This is a genomic window from Dellaglioa sp. CoH-56-MRSF-10 (assembly GCF_056782175.1).
Window position 1 is genome coordinate 345,717 of the sequence record NZ_JBXAYF010000001.1, and the last position, 13,895, is coordinate 359,611.

A 13,895-nucleotide genomic window follows, 5' to 3' on the forward strand; every position below is an offset into this window, starting at 1 on the left:
TGAATTAAATTCAGATTATTCTGTAACCATGTCTGCATCCAATTTTCTTGCTTCTGCACGTTCATGGCGTTGGTTGATAATAACAAATGGAGCATATAGTGCAGTATCTAAGACAACTAAAACAGCAGTTAAAACGACTGGGCTTAGATGGAATGCACCTAATACCCAAGTGCTAATGAAAATAGGTTCATTACCAGAATTTAAAACTACAAGAGGTACAACCCAACCGATTGAAGTTACAACATATGCAATAATTGCATTTGTGACAGGTACAACAATCCATGGAATGAACATTAGTGGATTTAAAACAATAGGTAAACCGAAAATAACAGGTTCATTAATACCAAAACAACTTGGAATGAAACCTAGTTTTGCAACTTCTCGCTCTTTTTCACCTTTATTTGTGAAAATCAGCATTGCAATAATTAAACCAAATGTTGCACCAGAACCACCAATCATGGCGTAAACATTTGTCATTGTATTAGGTGAAATTGAAATATCAGCAAAACTTTGAGTTTCAGCAAATTTTGCAACGTTTTTAAGGAATAGTGGTAACCAGAAGGCTGAAATAACGCCCCAGACGATATTGAAACCATGTAAACCAAGGAACCAAAGGATTTGTTCTAATAAAATAACAATAATAATAGCTGGAAGCCCAACACCAACGCTTAACATTGGTGAGATAACAATATCAGCAATCATTTGTACTAATGAAACATAGCCAAGTGACTGTATTGTAATTCTTACGATACCAAAAATAATAAGTACTTCGGAAATTGGAATTAATGAGAAAAATGAATCGAAAACATTTTGTGGTACGTTACCAGGCATTTTAATCGTGAACTTACTTCTTGCGAATCGAGCGAACAACGAAACGGCAAGCATTCCAACAATTAAGGCTGTAAACATACCTTCATAACTAAAGAATGAAGTTGAAAAACCTTCAACAACTTTAGCTTTGCTATCCAAAAAGTTAACGTTATTAGGAATCATGACGAAGTATGCTGCGAATGCCAATAATGTGGCAATAATTGGATTTAAACCTTTATTTTTTTCGTCCTTTTTTAATTCCATTGCATACGAGTATGCTGATGAAAAAACAACGATTAGTGCAACAATACCAAGAGTAGCAGTACCAATGTAGCCGAATAAGTCACTAATACTTGTTAAAATGACATTATGAATATCTTTTGCTTTAATTAATGCATCAAGTTCCATTTTGATTAGATTTGAGAATGATCCGACAACAGTAAACGGAATTGTTCTAACAAAGGCATTCTTAATAGCTTGTAAAATGGTATTTCTTTCAACCCATGCTGAAACTTTTAAGAGTGGCCCCTGGATTTTTTCTAAGTTAAAATGCATAATAAAGACTCCTTTTAATTTTGTTTATAGAAAGCGCTTTCTATAAACAAAGTATAACAACATCTTTTTAATTTGTAAATACATATTTAAATGAAACGTGTTTACAAATTAAATTATATAATATAATATGTATATACAAATGTATAGAAATGAGGTAGACAAATGTACAGATATCGAGAAATATACTCAGATATTAAACGAGATATTTTAACAAATCATTATCGTGCCGGGGCTTTACTGCCAACTCAAGAAATATTAACCGAAAAATACCAAGTTTCTAGATTAACGTTAAAAAAATCATTAAATTTACTAATTGATGAAGGATTAGTTTATAGTAAGCAAGGGTCAGGGACGTATGTGCGACCAAGAATGGATAGTCAATCTACGGAGATGTTGCCTCTAGATTTACCTGTTGGTGTCACATATTCACATCGAGATCAAAAAATATCAAGTAAATTAATACATTTTAATGCCCGATTACCAACAGAAATAGAACAAAAAAATCTACAAATATTATCTAATGATCCAGTTTATGAAATTAAAAGGGTTAGATTGATTAATAAAAAGGTCTATAGTTTTGAGCACTCAGTGATGCCGGTCTCAATTGCGCCTATCGATGAAAAGGTATTATCAGGATCCGTGTATGACTATTTAGGGAGTCACGCGAACTTACAGTTAACAGATGCAAGACGAGTGGTTTATGCTGAACCAGCAAACAAAGAAACTAGTCAAGTTTTAGAAGTTTCCTTGGATAGTCCAATTTTTGTAATTGATCAAATCGCTTATGATCAAAAAGGCCGCGCCTTTGAATATTCGACGTCAAGATTTGTGAGCAATCATAATAAATTTGTCTTAGATGTTCATTTAAATAAAAACAACTAAAAAAGAGATTCCTGCAATATACTTTTTTTTAACCGATTTTAAAATAGGATAGCATAAAGTAGAGTAGTTTGTGATCGTAACTAGCAGTGATATTGTGGGACAATACGCGATATGTGTTGAAGTAATAAATAAAGTATGGAAAGGAGGATGCAACAATGATAATAAGACAAGAAGAAATAGAAAACGATTATAGTTTTTCACAATCTACCTTAAACGTAATTGTTATGGATTCAAAAATAACCAGCATTTCTTTACCCGAATTGAATTAATTTTGCATAAGAAAAGGCATCTGTCTTTCGACAAATACCTTAGTATTCCGCCACCAACACCAGTTGACAAAGAGCCCTTTTTAAAAGAATAATCAGTTAATCTTTAAATCTGAGCGGTATTAAAATTGAACCGAGTGGTTATTTAATACTGATTCAAAATCTCAAAATAACATATATAAAAAAATTCCCTTGAAATATCTAGACATTAGGTAAATAATGTGGGTGTAGCGAACTGTGTAGGAGTAAAAATGATATGGGGGTTAAAAAGATTTGGTTCGCGGAAATAATATGTAGGGGTGATTAAATGAATATGCTAGTTAGTGATTTTGATGGAACGATTTTGAGAGGTGACTTTGTAGATAAGAATACAAGAGAGACTATTGCGAAACACAACAAAGAAAATGATCTCTTTGTTGTGGCCACCGGAAGATCTCCAAAATCGATAGTCAATGCGAAAGAAAAATATGGTCTACCTGAGTTTAACTACGCTCTAGCATCAAATGGCTCAATAGTAATTGATAGTAGAGGTCAGATTATTAAAGCATTCTATCTGAACGGGGAGCAGATCAATGCGATAAAAGAAATAATTAATAAATACTTGAGTTCAATCGAACGAATTATGATTTCAAGTAGTGACAATGAATTACGTAGTTTCGATAAATTAAATCCTAGCTCGGATAATATTTGTTCAATTACTGTCGTAGCAAGTACTAAAATTATCAATGCTATAAGTGAGAAAATAGCAACGAAAAGAATATTGAATTTCAATCGCAATGGAAAATACTTAGACATTACGCGTGTGGGTATTGATAAGAGTACTGCAATTAATTGGTTGGTTAACATAAAAAAAGTAAATATTAATAATGTGTATTCTGTCGGAGATGATTATAATGATATAACAATGCTTCAAAGCATTAATAAGTCATTTACTTATAATGATAGTCCGTTGCCTGTCAAGACTGCTGCTAGATATTTAATAAATGTATACAGTGATATAAGTAATTATGTGAAGAAAGAAGTAGAATAAATGAAATCGCTTACATCGGCAACTAATCGTTTCTTCAATTCCAGAATTTTGACTGGAATCAAAGATGGGATGATATATACCATCCCCATTACAATTGTAAGTTCTATTTTCATTATTCTTGTACAATTTGATATTAATCCCGATTTGAAAGTCTTAATGAATCGATTGATTACTTTTTCGTTCAACATTTTAGGTGTAGTAAGTTGTTTAGGAATTGCTTTTTCGATGACTAAAAACGAAAAATTAAAACTAGAAACAACTATTACCGCACTAATTTCATTTTTAGTTCTTTGTGGAGCAGAAAATGTAAAAATAGTAAAGAATATAACCATTGATTGGATTGGAAGCAAGGGGATTATTGCAGCGATGTTAATCGGAATACTCATCCCTATTTTCTTTGAAAAGATTGTTAACTTAAGGATTGGAAATAAAGTTTTTAAAGATTTACCGAGTAATGTTGGAATAGCTTTTGAGTCTTTAATTCCGATGTTTTGTTGTTTTATTGTTATAGGTGTCGTTCAATTTGTATTTCAATTTATCATAAAAAGAACCTTCGTAGAGACTATTTATACTCTTTTGCAGCTTCCTTTACAAAACTTATCGGACACGTTTTTTGGTGTGATTTCTATCTCGGCATTGATTTCAGTTTTTTGGTTTTTTGGCATTCACGGTAATTCCGTTATTGGTGGAGTAATAACACCGATTTTATTGACAAATACTATTGAAAACCAGTCGATTATAGCAGCACACCATAATCTAACAATAGTGAATGGAGCGCATATAGTAACTCAACAGTTTTTAAATCAATTTATTACTATGACAGGAAGCGGTATTAGTATAGGGCTTATTCTATCAATGATTATTTTTTCAAAAGAGTCAGGTAATCGCAAGCTAGGATTAGGTGCTTTTGTACCTTGTTTATTTAATATTAACGAACCAATAGTTTTTGGACTACCAATTGTATTGAATCCATACATGGTAGTACCGTTCATTTTTATTCCAGTTATTACCGGAATGTCTTTATATCTTTGTATTCTATATGGAGTTATTCCGCCGTTTAACGGTGTCATTCTTCCGTGGATAACACCACCATTAATTTCAGGCTTTTTGCTAGGAAGTTATAAATATGTTGTGTTTCAAATCGTAATTATCATTATGTCTTTTGTTGTTTACACACCGTTTTTAAAGCTGTACGAAAATAATAGCACTAAGTTAGTCTTAAAGGGAGCGCATAGTAATGGAAAATTTTGATATATCCGTAATCATTCCAACCTACAATCGGAATAAATTACTTGAAATTAGTTTGCAGTCACTACTTAAACAAAAACTGAATAATACGACTTTTGAAGTAATAGTTGTCGATGATGGATCGTCTGAAGAAACAATCTCAATTGTTAAGGCATTTGAGACATCACTGAATATTAAGTACTATTATCAGTCGGATAATGGATTTAAGGTTTCTGAAGCGAGAAATGCTGGAGCAAATATCTCTGGGGGTAAATATCTCGTATTTATTGATGCTGGTATTGCAGTTTGTAGTACATTTGTGAGTGAGTACCATAGAATTTTAGTAAATAATGAAAATAGTTTTGTGATTGGTTATGTTGCGGGATTTGATGATCATGATAAATATAAACAGGCAATTATTGATAACTTTAATGCGGCGGATGTCGATGGCACGATTCAAGTATTATTGAATTTAAATGCGTATGATCGCCGTGAATCAGTATACCAGTCAATGGGAGATGATTTGTCTAAGTGGCCAGCACCATGGGTAATTGGTTGGTCATGTAATATTGGAATATCAAAAGATGCCTATCAAAGAATCGGAGGATTCGATGAGGCTTACACAACTTATGGTGGAGAGGATGCAGATTTCGCTATTAACGCATTTGTGCATCATATTAGATTTATCCTTGATAGATCTGCGATTGCAGTTCACTATCCACATGAAAAAAATAAAAATACAGTAAGCACCGAAGAAGCTAAAAAATATACGCTAAGGAAAAGAAAATATATGTTCAATAAATATGGTTTAAGCTCAATTAGAACTTGGATTGGAACTAAAACGGAATTATTAAATGGAGAGTTGAGTAAAGCTGGTGGAAATAATGAAAACTAAGAACGTTGTTGATTTACACAATTTTATAGACGTTAATGATGAGAGATTGCGTAATGGTATGTTGAAGCAAACTGTTGTTGATTTTTTGGATAATTTTAATTATGTGGATCTAACTAGATTAAATCATTCATACACTGCAAATAGTAGCCAAATATCAAAGAGTGCAATTATTGAGGGGAATGTGTATATCGGTGAAAATGTTATTATTCAGGGGTTTGCTTACATCAAAGGCCCAGCAGTCATCAAAGACAATGCATTGATTGGGAAAAGTGCATTTATTCGAGGTGGCTGTTATATTGGGGAAAATACTATAATTGGGCATTCCTCGGAGATTATTAATAGTGTGATTCTGGATGATACGCATATTGCACACTTTAATACAATAACGCGGTCTTTTATTGGAAGTGATGTAAACTTTTCAGCTTATGCGTCGACTTCCAGCTTTAACTTGTATGATGAAATTGACGCGACTGGATGGCATAAAACAAAAAAAATTTTTTTCGATGATAAAACATATTTAAAAACAAGTTCAAAATTTGGAGCCATTATAGGTGATCACTGTCGCATTGGAGCTTACACTATGACATATCCAGGTGTTACAATGGGGAAAAATTGTGTTGCGTTGCCACATCTCATGATTAAAGAGGGTTTTTATGCAAATGACAGTAAATTATACTTACAAGATTATTATACTCACACAGTAAAAAAAGGATGTTAGACAAATGGGATCAAGAATAATGCATTTATCAATTGCACAAGTAATAAATAATAAGCATGGGTTTGGAAATGATTTTTTAATTGGAAGTATTACTCCAGATGTTAACAAAAATTCGAGAACACCCAAAGAGCTTACGCACTTTATGGTGAAACGCGAAGATGGAGAACATGATATGTTTCCAAACATGTTTCTAGAGGAGTATGGAACATGTTTGAATACGTTTCAACTAGGATATTATCTTCATCTTATATCTGATGATATTTGGCTAAAAACTGTTTATAAAAAATATATTTTAGAAAACATGAGTTATAGTAAGGATGAAGCGCTACGAAGATTCTATTTAGACTTTCACTATTATAATGGTATTCTGATAAAACAATATAAACTGGTAACTTTGAAAAATAACAAATACTTATCGACTGGGGTCAACGAAATAATTGATCGTGATATTAGTGAAATTATTGAAGACTTGGATGCTGATTTTGATGATATGTCTATCGAAGACTTTCCAGGTTTACTTAAAAAAGAGGATGTAGAACAATATATTAACGTTTGTGTAAAAGAATTTGAAATTTTTCTCTTGAAAGGCAGCTATGATGGTGTTAAATTTGTTTTTTATAACGATTTTTAGAAACAAAAATCTATATTATATAGTTTAAAAAAGTTGAAATCATTAAGGCGCTGCAACTATAATTTGAAACCTGGTGAACGGTTTAAATGATGGTCATTTCAGAATTAGATAGTTCTAACTCACAGAAAGTTTCAATTTTAATTCGTTCAGATTAGGTTATACTAGACAAAAGATCAGTTCCTAGAAAGTGTGTTTGTGGTAAACACCATTTTAAAGGAAGCTGACCTTTTTTGTCCGAACAGCGTTCGGATTAATTTTACAAGCTACCAAGAAGTAACAAAAATTAGCCATACTCCTTGCAGGAATCTCTTTTTTAGTTGTTTTCAATTATTCGTTTAAAGCTTTGTAAGTTTGAATTAAAGGCATGTTTAGCGATTGGCATGAGTAATTTTAATGGTAAATGTGAATGATCATTTTCAGACAAGTAAAAATTTTCTTCTAATAATGTTGTTGCATTTTTACTAGTCAAATTAAAAATTAGAGTGTATTCGAGTTTTCCTCCGGTACTTTCATAGTAGATTGTATCATTTTCTGAACTAACAGAAATTTCCTCATTTTTATTCAAAGCAGAATCTGTTCTGTGAATATTGAATTTATTGTTGTCAATTGGCTGTACCTGAATAATATCAGGTATCCATTTCAGTAAAGTTTCCGGATTTTTTAAAAACAACGCGATTTTTTCTTTACTTGATTTGATTGAAATAACATTTGAAAATAGTGGTTTTTCCATAGGATGAAACCTCCTTTTATTTGATGACTTCATCCTATCCAATTTGAGTAAAAATTAAAAATCAGTATTCTGATATTCTAAATATTTTTATAAATTTGTTCATTAAAAAGGCCAGTTAGTAGCTGTTGCTTTTCAGTAGCGGCTAAAAAATTATCTTTATCTTCTGCTCTTTTTGCAATTTGAGCCATTAAATAAAAAGAGTTGGCTAACATATAGTGTGAGTTATGATCAGTAGCGAATTTAACAGACTTGTTTATCCAATTAAGAGACATTGTTAAATTATTGAGCTTAAAATAAATAAGTGCTGTCAAATAGAATAAAATATTTTGATTTTCTTCATAAAATAATTTATTAAAGTCCATAAAAGTCTGATCAATATATTTCTCAGCCTTATTTTGTAAATTTTGCTTTGCATATATAAAGGCCAAAGAGACGGTACCAAGTCGGGTAAGGGTATCTGGCAGAATTTTATTACTGGAAGCAAGGGACAACTTAATATATTTTTCGGTAGCAATCAATTTATTTTCAGTATGTAGAGTTGCAATACCGATATAATAATAGTATGCCTGAAGTTGCTTATCCGTTTTTAAATTATTGGTAACCGTTTCTTTATTTAGAAACTGGAGTAACTCTTTGTATTGGTGTTGATTACATAACTTAGATACACGTTCATTGAATTCATTTTCTGAACTGATATCAAAATTTTCCAGAAGACTTATTTGGTCTAAAGTAATCGATAATTTATGACATAGTTGGATTAAGAGCTGTGCATTAGGTATGTATTTATTATTTTCAATAGCACTAAGCATCGATTGCGCACAAATATCTTTGGAAACTTCTTTTTGAGTTAAGTGTAGCGATTGGCGAGTTTCTTTTAAAATTAATCCTAAGCTATTAGGCATGATATAACCTCTTTCTAGTTTGAAAAAGTTAAACAGTAATTACTGGGATAATAACATAATGGGGCATAATGATAAAATTTCATGATTAATAAATCAAACTACCATTTTTCAATCATGTCGCGTACAATTAACCTACAATTGAATGTTAAAATTTAAATAATTTGAGAATTAACAAAAGGGGATAGAATCATGCGTGCAGAATTCCAAAAGCAACATACTGAGACCTATCAGATAGACAACCATAAAGGTCTAAACGGCTGGATATCTTTCTTCTTGAGCCTTAGTTTAATCGTACTATTTGTGACAAGTGTCTTAAAAATAACCGTTTTGAATCAAACTTATACTGAAGAAAAAATTTTAACAGATTCGAACGTGACACTTGTGACACGACAGATGAATGATGGTATTTCAAGTATTGCGACATTAAATGATGTGCCAACGTCAGCTGTTAAAGATGCTTTAACGAATCAACAAGTTACTAACATTGCGAAAAATAGTTTTAGTAACGTATATGCTGGAAAACAAACTGTCATCAATCCAACTGAGATTACCAATCAAGTTGCTAGCAACGTTATGAAAAAAACGGACACATCAAATCCGTTGGTTAGCGCTAAAATTGATGGGATTGTCGCAACTTTTAAAAGTAATTTAAGTGAATATTTGACGAATAATATCCAAACGCCATATCTTTCAAAAATTGCTAGTACAGTTAGTTCGGTAAAAGTAATAGTCCAAACAGCCTTTATGTATAGTTTAATAGCTTCTGTTATTTTTGCGCTACTCTTACTGGCTATTAATCGGGCATTCTTTATACCGCTTAAATACGTCGGATTCAGTGCAATCTGGAGTGGTGTTCTAGTTTCAATTGGTTCTGCAATTGCCTTGTACAGTGGCCTAATTGGTATTGTGTCTAGTAAAGCTTCTGTTTTTACTGATATTGTGAATAATTATATCAGTGACACATTTAATACCATGTTAGTGGGTAGTTTAATTTTACTTGCTGTTGGTCTAGTATTCTGGTTAATTGGTCGTAATAAAAAATAAAAAGCAACTGATGTTCAGATTAATTTCTGAATACCAGTTGTTTTTATTTGGAACTATTCCTAAGTGTTAAGGTTGTTCCAATGGTAATAATCTGAGGGATAATTTCAGTCATCGACATTTGATTGACTAATAGTTCTGCAGCAGATTGACCCATTTTTTCTGTATAAACTTTAACTGAACTAAGCGTTGGGAAAGTATATTCAGCAATAGATGTGTCATTAAAACTAATTAAACTGATTTGTTCAGGCACTTTAATTGATATTTCATTTAATGCACGTAATGCACCGACAGCCATTGCGTCATTTGCAATAAACAACGCTTCTGGTAAATTATCTGATTGATCATTTAATAATTTCAAGGTTAATTGATAACCTGATTCTGGCGTGAAATCGCCTGTATAAACCCATTCGGGATGGTAGTTGCTAGTACGTTCTAAGTGATTTTTAAAGTGAGTGAAGCGGGAATCTGGGCCTAAATTGACATCATCAAATGTACTTTCTTGTCCTGCAATCATGCCAATTTTAGTTAAATTTTGTTTTTTAAAATGGTCAATAACGGTTGTAACTGGCGTTTTGAAATCAGTCATGACGCAACTAATACCAAAATTTAGTGTGTTCATATCAACAAAAACTAAATTAGAATTTAGTTCTTTAAATCCGGCTATTTGTGCTGCACTGTATTTACCGATAACAATAGCACCAAGAGTATCAGTCAAGGCGCTAAATTGATCATTTTGGAAAAAACGTGTAATTTCATAACCGAGTTCAATTAATTTACGTTCGATACCAATTCGAATTGAAAGGTAATACAGGTCATCTAATTCTTCTTTTTCTGTATACCATTCGATAATAGCAATCTTACCTTGAGGTGTACTGGATTTCTTTTTATTTTTTGAATAATTTAAACTTTCAGCTGCTTCAAAGATTCGTTTACGTGTATCGTCGCCAACGGATAATGTTTGATCGTAATTTAACACGCGAGAAACAGTTGCATTAGAAACTTTTGCCAACTGTGCAATGTCTTTAAGTGTTGCCATGACTACCTCCTGATTGATTGGTTATGTGTATCAGTTTACCATAATAAAAAGAATGTCGTAAAAAGATTGTAATTTTAGTAAATATTTAGTAAAATGAAAGCGGTTAATAAATTGGAGGAAAATATAATGAAAATTAATGAATTAAAGAGCGAATTTAAAGATGTTTACGGTGTGGACGCAAATGCAAGTTACTTCTCACCAGGTCGTATCAACTTAATTGGGGAACATACTGATTACAATGGTGGACATGTTTTCCCAACAGCAATTACATTAGGCACATATGCAGTTGCAACAAAACGTGATGATACAACAATTAATATCATGTCAAATAACTTTAAAGATAATGGCGTTGTCTCATTTGATTTAAGTGATTTATCATATCAAAAAGAACATAACTGGGCTAATTATCCAAAAGGGATGATTGTTTACTTGAAAGAGCAAGGTTATGTTATTGATAAAGGATTAGATATTTTACTTGAAGGTAACATTCCAAATGGTGCTGGTTTATCATCATCTGCATCAATTGAATTATTGATGGGTGTTATTTTAGAAGATCAATTTAATTTAGACATTGATCGTGTTGATCTTGTTAAAACAGGTGTCATGGTAGAAAATAAATTTATCGGTGTTAATTCAGGAATTATGGATCAATTTGCAGTCGGTATGAGTAAAGCAAATCATGCTATCTTACTGGATACAAATACACTAGATTACGATTTAGTACCAATTGATTTAAAAGACAACGTTATTATTATTATGAATACAAATAAACGTCGCGAATTAGCAGATTCTAAATATAATGAACGACGTAGTGAATGTGAAGCAGCATTAGCATTATTACAAGAGAAAAATGATATTAAATCATTAGGTGATTTGGACAATGCTAGCTTTGATTTACAAACATACTTAATCCAAAAAGAAAACCTTCTAAAACGTGCGCGTCATGCAGTTTCAGAAAACCAACGGACGATTATGGCTCAAGAAGCTTTGAAAAATGAAGATTTAGTACGTTTTGGTAAATTAGTTAACGCTTCACATGTTTCATTACAATTTGATTATGAAGTAACGGGTATTGAACTTGATACACTTGTTGAAACAGCATGGGAACAACCAGGAGTACTAGGTGCTCGAATGACTGGTGCTGGTTTTGGTGGTTGTGCAATTGCCATTGTTGCTAAAGACAAAGTTGACGCATTTGAAAGTGAAGTGGGTCGTATCTACGAAGAAAAAATCGGTTATGCACCAAGTTTCTATTTAGCAGAAATTGCTGATGGCGCTAAAAAATTAGATTAAGCATAAAGAGATAGAGGGAAAAACATGGATTCTAAACAATTAATTTCAAAATTCGTCGATAAAGTTATTCAGTTTGATCCAACGACTTATTCGACAGATGATAAAATTTATTTAGTAAACGTCGTTTTAGATTTGGTTGGTGAATCAGAGATAGAAGTAACTGAACCAGTTTCTGACACAATAATTGCTGTTAAAGACGAGCTACTTAATTTAGCAATCAAAAACGAGAAAATCAGTGCTCTAATCGCGGAGCAAGATATTCTTGGTGCTAAATTAATGGATCTGGTCACACCAATTCCAAGTCACGTGAATAAACATTTCTGGGATTTATACGCAAAAGACCCAGAGAAAGCTTTGGCTTATTTTTATGAATTAAGTCAGGCTAACGATTACATCAAAGTTGCGGCTATTGCGAAAAACATTGCTTATCAGGTACCAACAAATTATGGTGATTTAGAAATCACCATTAATTTATCTAAACCTGAAAAAGATCCAAAGCAAATTGCTTTAGCTAAAACAATGAAACAAACGGGTTATCCTAAATGCCAATTATGTATGGAAAATGAAGGCTATGCTGGAAGACTAGATTTCCCAGCTCGTCGCAATCATCGGATTGTACGATTTGATTTGGGGGATGCAACATGGGGCTTTCAATATTCGCCTTATGCTTACTTCAATGAACATTCAATTTTCTTAGATGAAAAGCATGAACCTATGGTAATTAACAAAACGACATTTTCAGATTTACTTCAAATTGTTAAAAAATTCCCGGGCTATTTTGCGGGAAGTAATGCAGATTTACCAATTGTAGGTGGCTCAATTTTAACGCATGAACACTATCAAGGTGGACGTCATGATTTTCCAATGGCAAAGGCAGAAATGAGTCAAACAATGCAATTTGCAGGATTTGATGACATTCAAGCAGGTATTGTGAACTGGCCAATGTCAGTCATTCGTTTAAATGGTGAAAATCCAGAACGATTAGCTGATTTAGCAGCAAAAATTTTAACGTCTTGGCAAGAATATAGTGATGCCGATGCACAAATTTTGGCAAAAGATGCTGACGGTACGCCACATCATACTGTGACGCCAATTTCTCGAATGCGTGACGGTCGTTATGAATTGGATTTAGTCTTGCGAGATAATCAAACATCTGATGAATTTCCAGATGGTATTTATCATCCACATGCTGATGTTCAACATATTAAAAAAGAAAACATTGGCTTGATTGAAGTTATGGGATTAGCTATTTTACCACCTCGTTTGAAAACTGAAATAACAGAGGTTGAGAAGTATCTAACAGATCAACCAAATGTCATGGCGGCTTATCATAAAACTTGGGCTGATGAAATTAAGCGTGATAATTCGATGATTTCTAAAGAGACGGTTAGTGAGCTCGTACAAAACGAAGTTGGAAAAGTCTTTATGCGTGTTCTTGAAGATGCTGGGGTTTATAAACAAGATGACCACGGCCAACAAGCATTCGTTAAGTTTATTAAACAAGTTTAAACGTAAAAAGATTAACTTATTTAAGTTAATCTTTTTTATTTAGAAATCAAATAGAAACTAACTGGTTAACGATAATTGTTAAGATAGTGTTAGAAAATTCTCTTTTTAATGTTTTGTGTTAAAATAAAATATATAATATTCTTACTAAAGTTGACATGCTGGTAATTATGAGAATTCTCGGAGGAATAAATGTACAAAAAAGATATTCTGGATCGACCAGAGTTTTTAATATGTGAAATTATTGAATTGCTATCATTAAATGAACATGGGTTATCAAGAAAAGTAATCTGTAATCGATTAAATGTTTCAAATACAGCTTTGCGAGTTGCACTAGAGTAATTGGATGGCGAATTCAATTCAGGTGATG

14 protein-coding genes are annotated in these 13,895 nt (G+C 32.4%); 10 read left to right on the top strand and 4 right to left on the bottom strand.

Annotated features, from left to right (window positions below):
- Positions 1 to 15: 15 nt before the first annotated feature.
- A complete protein-coding gene (locus AC1RP4_RS01590; protein ID WP_481760883.1) occupies positions 16 to 1,365 on the bottom strand; it encodes a PTS sugar transporter subunit IIC in 1,350 nt (449 codons plus the stop codon).
- A gap of 162 nt (positions 1,366 to 1,527) precedes the next feature.
- On the opposite strand from AC1RP4_RS01590, the gene AC1RP4_RS01595 reads away from it, so the two are divergent.
- The 6 genes from AC1RP4_RS01595 to AC1RP4_RS01620 all read left to right on the top strand — a co-directional run bounded on the left by AC1RP4_RS01595 (position 1,528) and on the right by AC1RP4_RS01620 (position 7,014).
- Entirely contained in the window at positions 1,528 to 2,247 is a 720-nt protein-coding gene (locus tag AC1RP4_RS01595; protein ID WP_481760882.1) for a GntR family transcriptional regulator, read from the top strand.
- A gap of 573 nt (positions 2,248 to 2,820) precedes the next feature.
- On the top strand, positions 2,821 to 3,543 hold the full coding sequence (locus tag AC1RP4_RS01600) for an HAD-IIB family hydrolase (RefSeq protein ID WP_481760881.1): 723 nt from the start codon (positions 2,821 to 2,823) through the stop codon (positions 3,541 to 3,543).
- Positions 3,544 to 4,794, top strand: a complete 1,251-nt coding sequence (locus AC1RP4_RS01605) for a PTS sugar transporter subunit IIC (RefSeq protein ID WP_481760880.1) — start codon at positions 3,544 to 3,546, stop codon at positions 4,792 to 4,794.
- Positions 4,781 to 5,665 (top strand): glycosyltransferase, encoded by an 885-nt coding sequence (locus AC1RP4_RS01610; protein ID WP_481760879.1) that lies wholly within the window; start codon positions 4,781 to 4,783, stop codon positions 5,663 to 5,665. The genes AC1RP4_RS01605 and AC1RP4_RS01610 overlap by 14 nt, the downstream gene beginning before the upstream one ends.
- Complete coding sequence (locus AC1RP4_RS01615) at positions 5,655 to 6,383, top strand: DapH/DapD/GlmU-related protein (protein WP_481760878.1); 729 nt, start codon at positions 5,655 to 5,657, stop codon at positions 6,381 to 6,383. The genes AC1RP4_RS01610 and AC1RP4_RS01615 overlap by 11 nt, the downstream gene beginning before the upstream one ends.
- Before the next feature lie 4 nt (positions 6,384 to 6,387).
- On the top strand, positions 6,388 to 7,014 hold the full coding sequence (locus tag AC1RP4_RS01620) for a hypothetical protein (RefSeq protein WP_481760877.1): 627 nt from the start codon (positions 6,388 to 6,390) through the stop codon (positions 7,012 to 7,014).
- A 313-nt stretch (positions 7,015 to 7,327) separates the two neighbouring features.
- Here AC1RP4_RS01620 and AC1RP4_RS01625 read toward each other — a convergent pair whose 3' ends face one another.
- Together AC1RP4_RS01625 and AC1RP4_RS01630 are read right to left on the bottom strand one after the other, a co-directional pair.
- Complete coding sequence (locus AC1RP4_RS01625) at positions 7,328 to 7,744, bottom strand: hypothetical protein (protein ID WP_481760876.1); 417 nt, start codon at positions 7,742 to 7,744, stop codon at positions 7,328 to 7,330.
- Positions 7,745 to 7,821: 77 nt separating this feature from the next.
- Entirely contained in the window at positions 7,822 to 8,646 is an 825-nt protein-coding gene (locus AC1RP4_RS01630; protein WP_481760875.1) for a helix-turn-helix domain-containing protein, read from the bottom strand.
- A gap of 189 nt (positions 8,647 to 8,835) precedes the next feature.
- Between AC1RP4_RS01630 and AC1RP4_RS01635 the strand changes: the two genes are divergently transcribed.
- Complete coding sequence (locus AC1RP4_RS01635; RefSeq protein ID WP_481760874.1) at positions 8,836 to 9,690, top strand: hypothetical protein; 855 nt, start codon at positions 8,836 to 8,838, stop codon at positions 9,688 to 9,690.
- Positions 9,691 to 9,733: 43 nt separating this feature from the next.
- Here the strand turns inward: AC1RP4_RS01635 and AC1RP4_RS01640 are convergent, their stop codons facing one another.
- A complete protein-coding gene (locus AC1RP4_RS01640; protein WP_481760873.1) occupies positions 9,734 to 10,726 on the bottom strand; it encodes a LacI family DNA-binding transcriptional regulator in 993 nt (330 codons plus the stop codon).
- Positions 10,727 to 10,852: 126 nt separating this feature from the next.
- On the opposite strand from AC1RP4_RS01640, the gene AC1RP4_RS01645 reads away from it, so the two are divergent.
- The 3 genes from AC1RP4_RS01645 to AC1RP4_RS01655 all read left to right on the top strand — a co-directional run bounded on the left by AC1RP4_RS01645 (position 10,853) and on the right by AC1RP4_RS01655 (position 13,867).
- Positions 10,853 to 12,019: a galactokinase gene (locus AC1RP4_RS01645; RefSeq protein WP_481760872.1), complete on the top strand. Its 1,167-nt coding sequence runs from the start codon at positions 10,853 to 10,855 to the stop codon at positions 12,017 to 12,019.
- A gap of 24 nt (positions 12,020 to 12,043) precedes the next feature.
- On the top strand, positions 12,044 to 13,528 hold the full coding sequence (gene galT / locus AC1RP4_RS01650; RefSeq protein ID WP_481760871.1) for a UDP-glucose--hexose-1-phosphate uridylyltransferase: 1,485 nt from the start codon (positions 12,044 to 12,046) through the stop codon (positions 13,526 to 13,528).
- Between the two features lie 189 nt (positions 13,529 to 13,717).
- The gene (locus tag AC1RP4_RS01655) at positions 13,718 to 13,867 is read left to right on the top strand and encodes a hypothetical protein (RefSeq protein WP_481760870.1); all 150 of its coding nucleotides are present in this window, start codon (positions 13,718 to 13,720) and stop codon (positions 13,865 to 13,867) included.
- The last annotated feature ends 28 nt before the right edge of the window (positions 13,868 to 13,895 follow it).

Bases quoted from the DNA above. Each gene is read 5' to 3' on its own strand.
- AC1RP4_RS01590 (WP_481760883.1), bottom strand. From the start codon at position 1,365: ATGCATTTTAACTTAGAAAAAATCCAGGGGCCACTCTTAAAAGTTTCA.
- AC1RP4_RS01595 (WP_481760882.1), top strand. From the start codon at position 1,528: ATGTACAGATATCGAGAAATATACTCAGATATTAAACGAGATATTTTA.
- AC1RP4_RS01600 (WP_481760881.1), top strand. From the start codon at position 2,821: ATGAATATGCTAGTTAGTGATTTTGATGGAACGATTTTGAGAGGTGAC.
- AC1RP4_RS01605 (WP_481760880.1), top strand. From the start codon at position 3,544: ATGAAATCGCTTACATCGGCAACTAATCGTTTCTTCAATTCCAGAATT.
- AC1RP4_RS01610 (WP_481760879.1), top strand. From the start codon at position 4,781: ATGGAAAATTTTGATATATCCGTAATCATTCCAACCTACAATCGGAAT.
- AC1RP4_RS01615 (WP_481760878.1), top strand. From the start codon at position 5,655: ATGAAAACTAAGAACGTTGTTGATTTACACAATTTTATAGACGTTAAT.
- AC1RP4_RS01620 (WP_481760877.1), top strand. From the start codon at position 6,388: ATGGGATCAAGAATAATGCATTTATCAATTGCACAAGTAATAAATAAT.
- AC1RP4_RS01625 (WP_481760876.1), bottom strand. From the start codon at position 7,744: ATGGAAAAACCACTATTTTCAAATGTTATTTCAATCAAATCAAGTAAA.
- AC1RP4_RS01630 (WP_481760875.1), bottom strand. From the start codon at position 8,646: ATGCCTAATAGCTTAGGATTAATTTTAAAAGAAACTCGCCAATCGCTA.
- AC1RP4_RS01635 (WP_481760874.1), top strand. From the start codon at position 8,836: ATGCGTGCAGAATTCCAAAAGCAACATACTGAGACCTATCAGATAGAC.
- AC1RP4_RS01640 (WP_481760873.1), bottom strand. From the start codon at position 10,726: ATGGCAACACTTAAAGACATTGCACAGTTGGCAAAAGTTTCTAATGCA.
- AC1RP4_RS01645 (WP_481760872.1), top strand. From the start codon at position 10,853: ATGAAAATTAATGAATTAAAGAGCGAATTTAAAGATGTTTACGGTGTG.
- galT (WP_481760871.1), top strand. From the start codon at position 12,044: ATGGATTCTAAACAATTAATTTCAAAATTCGTCGATAAAGTTATTCAG.
- AC1RP4_RS01655 (WP_481760870.1), top strand. From the start codon at position 13,718: ATGTACAAAAAAGATATTCTGGATCGACCAGAGTTTTTAATATGTGAA.